General features: G+C 57.3%; 4 protein-coding genes. All 4 read left to right on the top strand.

Annotation, left to right across the window (positions count from 1 at the left end):
- Positions 1 to 147 precede the first annotated feature (147 nt).
- The 4 genes from tnpA to BMY98_RS26350 all read left to right on the top strand — a co-directional run bounded on the left by tnpA (position 148) and on the right by BMY98_RS26350 (position 4,500).
- Complete coding sequence (tnpA, locus tag BMY98_RS26365; RefSeq protein ID WP_015885959.1) at positions 148 to 465, top strand: IS66-like element accessory protein TnpA; 318 nt, start codon at positions 148 to 150, stop codon at positions 463 to 465.
- The gene (gene tnpB / locus BMY98_RS27770) at positions 462 to 797 is read left to right on the top strand and encodes an IS66 family insertion sequence element accessory protein TnpB (RefSeq protein WP_015885960.1); all 336 of its coding nucleotides are present in this window, start codon (positions 462 to 464) and stop codon (positions 795 to 797) included. Before tnpA ends, tnpB begins: the two co-directional genes overlap by 4 nt.
- Positions 798 to 847: 50 nt before the next feature.
- On the top strand, positions 848 to 2,374 hold the full coding sequence (tnpC, locus tag BMY98_RS26355) for an IS66 family transposase (RefSeq protein ID WP_015885961.1): 1,527 nt from the start codon (positions 848 to 850) through the stop codon (positions 2,372 to 2,374).
- A gap of 209 nt (positions 2,375 to 2,583) precedes the next feature.
- On the top strand, positions 2,584 to 4,500 hold the full coding sequence (locus tag BMY98_RS26350) for a methyl-accepting chemotaxis protein (protein WP_074893721.1): 1,917 nt from the start codon (positions 2,584 to 2,586) through the stop codon (positions 4,498 to 4,500).
- The last annotated feature ends 330 nt before the right edge of the window (positions 4,501 to 4,830 follow it).

The raw sequence follows: 4,830 nt of genomic DNA, 5'->3' as shown, positions 1-4,830 counted from the left end.
GAGCGCGCTTGCCCGCGAAAGCGTTGGTACACCCGACGCATCTCTATCGTAAGCGGATGGCGAACACACCTACCGAACTCCAGTATTTAGGGCGATGGTGTCCGCGTATTTTAAGCGGACGCGATCACCCTTATCGCCAGGATTTCCATGCGCCAACGCAGCTCTTACCCCAAACCATTTAAAGCCCAGGTCGTCCAGGAATGCTTGCAACCTGGAGCGACGATTTCCAGCGTAGCCATCCATCACGGCATCAACGCCAACGTGATCCGCAAGTGGCTACCGATTTACCGGGATCAATCACCCGCAACTCTGCCGGCCTTCATCCCCGTACAAGCTGCACCCAAGCGCGCAACAGAAGAGACGGTGATCATCTCACTGGTTCTGGGCGATAAATCCGTCACCGTAAAATGGCCAGCCTCAGATCCGGACGGCTGCGCGTGTTTTATCCGTGGCCTGGCCCAATGATTCGTATCGACTCCATCTGGCTCGCCACCCAGCCCATGGACATGCGGGCCGGCACTGACACTGCACTGGCCCGGGTGGTTGCCGTGTTCGGTGCGGCGAAGCCGCACTGCGCCTACCTCTTTGCCAACCGCCGGGCCAACCGCATAAAGGTGCTGGTGCATGACGGCGTTGGTATTTGGCTAGCGGCGCGACGCTTGAATCAGGGCAAGTTTCATTGGCCGGGCATCCATCTTGGCGCGGAGGTCGAACTCGACCCCGAACAACTCCAGGCGCTGGTACTTGGATTGCCTTGGCAGCGAGTAGGTGCAGGCGGCGCAATTACATTGCTCTAATACCTGGCTTATAGCTGTGACCGGAGGACTGCTTTGGTAAAATCCACGGCATGACTTCTTTGCCCGATCTCGATCAAATGCCCCCTGAACAACTGCGCGCGCTGGCTGCGCAGCTGATGTCCAAGGTCGACACCATGGGCAGAAAGATCCATCGTGATGAGACGATCATCGAGCAGCTCACCCACGAAATCGCCATTCTCAAGCGACACAAGTTTGCTAAGCGCAGCGAGCAGATCAGCCCGGCGCAAGGCAGCTTGCTCGATGACCTGCTTAATACCGACCTTGAAGCCATCGAGGCCGACTTAAAAGCACTTCATCCCGCACCCGCGCAGATAGAACCACGCCAGCAACCCAAGCGTGCGCCGTTGCCGCCGCAGTTCCCGCGCACTGTGATCCATCACGAGCCGGACAACACTCAGTGCGCTTGCGGCTGTCAGCTTCAGCGCATCGGTGAAGACGTCAGCGAGAAGCTGGACTACACGCCGGGCGTGTTCACCGTCGAACAGCACGTTCGTGGGAAATGGGCCTGCCGGCAGTGCGAAACACTGACCCAGGCCCCGGTGCCGCCGCAGGTGATCGACAAGGGCATCCCCACTGCCGGCCTGCTGGCGCAAGTGATGGTGGCCAAATTCGCCGACCACCTGCCGCTCTATCGACAGGAAAAGATCTTCGGCCGTGCCGGCCTTGCCATCCCGCGCTCGACACTAGCGCAGTGGATGGGTCAAACCGGCGTGCAGCTTCAGCCGCTGGTCGATGCGCTGCGCGAAGCAGTGCTGGCCCAGCGCGTAGTCCACGCCGATGAAACACCGGTACAAATGCTGGCTCCAGGAGAGAAGAAAACCCACCGCGCTTACGTCTGGGCCTATAGCAGCACGCCATTCTCGGCACTCAAGGCCGTGGTCTACGACTTCAGCCCCAGCCGTGCCGGCGAACATGCGCGTAACTTCCTGGGCACGTGGAGCGGCAAGCTGGTCTGTGACGACTTTGCCGGCTACAAGGCAAGCTTCGAGCTGGGCATCACCGAAATCGGCTGCATGGCCCACGCGCGCCGCAAGTTCTTCGACCTGCACGTCGCGAATAAAAGCCAGTTGGCTGAGCAGGCGCTTCACTCGATTGGCGGGCTGTACGAAGTCGAGCGACACGCTAAGGAAATGAGCGACGAAGACCGTTGGCGATTACGCCAGGAAACGGCGGTGCCCATCGCTGAAAAACTGCATGAGTGGATGCTGGCCCAACGCGAACTTGTGCCCGAGGGCTCTGCTACGGCCAAGGCCCTGGATTACAGCCTTAAACGCTGGGTAGCGCTGACGCGCTACCTGGACGATGGTGCTGTGCCCATCGACAACAACCAGATCGAGAACTTGATCCGGCCGTGGGCGCTTGGGCGGTCGAACTGGTTGTTTGCTGGGTCGCTGCGCAGCGGCAAACGGGCGGCGGCGATCATGAGCCTGATCCAGTCGGCACGTATGAACGGGCATGATCCGTATGCTTATCTCAAGGATGTGCTGACGCAGCTGCCGACGCAGCGGGCCAGCGAGATCGAGCGACTGCTACCACATAGCTGGGCGCCTGCTTAGCTACAGGTAAAGCTTTGCTGGTTTCAGCCGAAACATTCCGAACGGAGAAAAAACTGGCTACGGCAGGCTACTACTGAACCATCCTGGGCTCTATCAGACGTCGACTTCATAGAACGTTCGCCTTGGATAGCTTTAAACAACATCTTCAAGCCCTGAGGCCTGCCATGCTTAGAAATGCTCCTTTGAGTACAAAGCTACTGCTTATTTTGATGTTTCCCCTGTTGGGCTTTCTGGTCTTCGCCGGGATTTTTGTAGCTGACAAACGAGAGACACTGAGCGAGATGAACCGAGCGGTCACCGCTACCGGCACCGCGCAGAAACTCAGTGACGTAGTAACCACTATCCAGCGTGAGCGCGGCGCAAGCGGCGTGTTTCTGGGCAGCGGTGGTAAGACGATGCAGGACGAGTTGAAAGTCTTACGCCAAGAAACCGACCGTGCGGTGAGCGCGATGCATGCGCAATCGACCGAGGGTCTTATCGCGCCTGACAAGATGCTGCGCGCAATTGATGGTTTGGCCGGACTGCGTCAGCAGGTGGACACGCTCGCAATCAATAACGGCGAGTCCGGCACCCGATTCACCGATCTTATCAAAAATTTGATCGGCTTCTCTTACTCACTGGAAACCAGCATTGAGGATCCGGAAATCCTGCGTGGGCTGAGTTCACTCAATCAGTTCGTAGACATGAAAGAGCGCTCTGGTCGAGAGCGTGTACTGCTTGGCCTGGCATTCAACCAAAACCGTTTTGATGCGCCGCTGTTGTCACGTTTCAGCCGCAACATGGGCGAGTTCTCCGGCTATTTCGAGGCCTTTCAACGCTGGGCTCCTGCCGTGTTCAAAAATAAGCTGGATGCGGTTCTACAACAGCCCGCATCCGTCGATGTAGCTCGCCTGCAAAAACTCGGATTTGATACGCCTCTAGGCGATCCGCTTAATATCAAACCCGAAGACTGGTTCAACCTTTCCACCAGCCGTATCGACATGATGGCTCAGGTCGAGGCTGAACTGGGCCAGACGGTCGTGAGCCTAGCCAATGTCGCGCGTACCGATGCCCAGCGCAGTCTGTATGTCGCAATAGCCACCGTCATTCTGATGTTGATTGCGGTGCTGTGGCTCGCTACGGTGATTATTCGCAATATCAAAATCGCTGTGGTCGACGTGAACCGCACCCTTATTTCGCTATCCACGCGTGACCTAACTGCCAGAACCCGTTACACCGGCAGAGACGAGTTTGGCGAGATCTCGCGTAACCTGGATAACATGGCCATACAGATCGGTGAAGTGATCCGTGAGATCGGGAGTGCCACGGCGCAGGTCGCGACCGCCGCCGAGCAGTCTTCGGCTGTGGCCCTGCAAACTAGCAATAACGTCGTCCAGCAGCGTCAAGGCACCGATCAGGTGGTCACTGCCATCAGCGAGATGAGCGCCACGGTCAAAGACGTGGCGCGCAGCACTACCGACGCCGCAGAGATGTCGCAGCGCGTTAATGCCAGCACTATGCAGGGCAAGGCTGAAATCGAGAACACCATCAGCTTGATCAAAGGGCTTGAGGTTCAGGCCGAACAAACATCCCGAATCATTGAGGAGCTCAAGGGTGAAAGCTATTCCATCTCCTCGGTTTTGGATGTGATTCGTGGTGTAGCAGAGCAAACCAATCTGCTAGCTTTGAACGCTGCCATTGAGGCTGCCCGTGCCGGTGAGCAGGGTCGTGGATTTGCCGTGGTCGCCGATGAGGTGCGGAATCTGGCCAAAAAGACTCAGGATTCCACCGTCAGTATCCAGAAGATGATCGCCAATCTGCAATCCGGCTCCGACCGTGCCGCCACTTCCATGCAGGAAACTCTAGGGAAGGCTCAAGAAGGCGCGAGCAACGTAGTGCGCGCAGGGGAGTTGCTAGAAGAAATAGCCGAGGGCATCGCGACCATCAGCGACAGCAACATACAGGTCGCCTCGGCGGCAGAACAACAGAGTCAGGTTGCCGAGGAGATCCACCGCAACGTAAACGACATCAACACTCTGGTTATCCAGGTCAGCGCCGGTGCTGAACAAACCGCCGTCACCAGCCGCGAGTTAGCCCGCTTGGCCGAGCAACAGCAGGGGCTGGTGGGACGGTTCAAGGTGAACTGAGTTACAAGTTTTTTTACCGGATGCTCAAATGCCCGAGAGAATGACTTTCGGGTATTTGAGGATTGGTAGGTGAGAGGGTGACGCGCCTATAAGGGCTACTTTGCTCAACGCGATAAACGAGGCTTTTCATGACGCCGGATGAGGTCAGGCCATGGATTATCAGCCGTCCTACGGCTTTCTGAAGGACTGCTTATACCGTTCTGAGTCATACAAGGTGACTTTGGCAGACGCTTACTCTCTATCGAATGTACGTAAGCCTTCGCGGGCAAGCGCGCTCCTACAATGATCTGTGCCAAGCGCTGAATGTCCGGCGCATGCAAGTTCGGTAGG

This window comes from Pseudomonas graminis, assembly GCF_900111735.1.
GTDB lineage: Bacteria > Pseudomonadota > Gammaproteobacteria > Pseudomonadales > Pseudomonadaceae > Aquipseudomonas > Aquipseudomonas graminis.
Note: the sequence above shows the minus strand (reverse complement) of the source record. Positions and strands in the feature narration are given on the sequence as shown.

Coding starts and splice junctions, on each gene's coding strand:
- tnpA (WP_015885959.1), top strand. CDS start 148: ATGCGCCAACGCAGCTCTTACCCCAAACCATTTAAAGCCCAGGTCGTC.
- tnpB (WP_015885960.1), top strand. CDS start 462: ATGATTCGTATCGACTCCATCTGGCTCGCCACCCAGCCCATGGACATG.
- tnpC (WP_015885961.1), top strand. CDS start 848: ATGACTTCTTTGCCCGATCTCGATCAAATGCCCCCTGAACAACTGCGC.
- BMY98_RS26350 (WP_074893721.1), top strand. CDS start 2,584: ATGTTTCCCCTGTTGGGCTTTCTGGTCTTCGCCGGGATTTTTGTAGCT.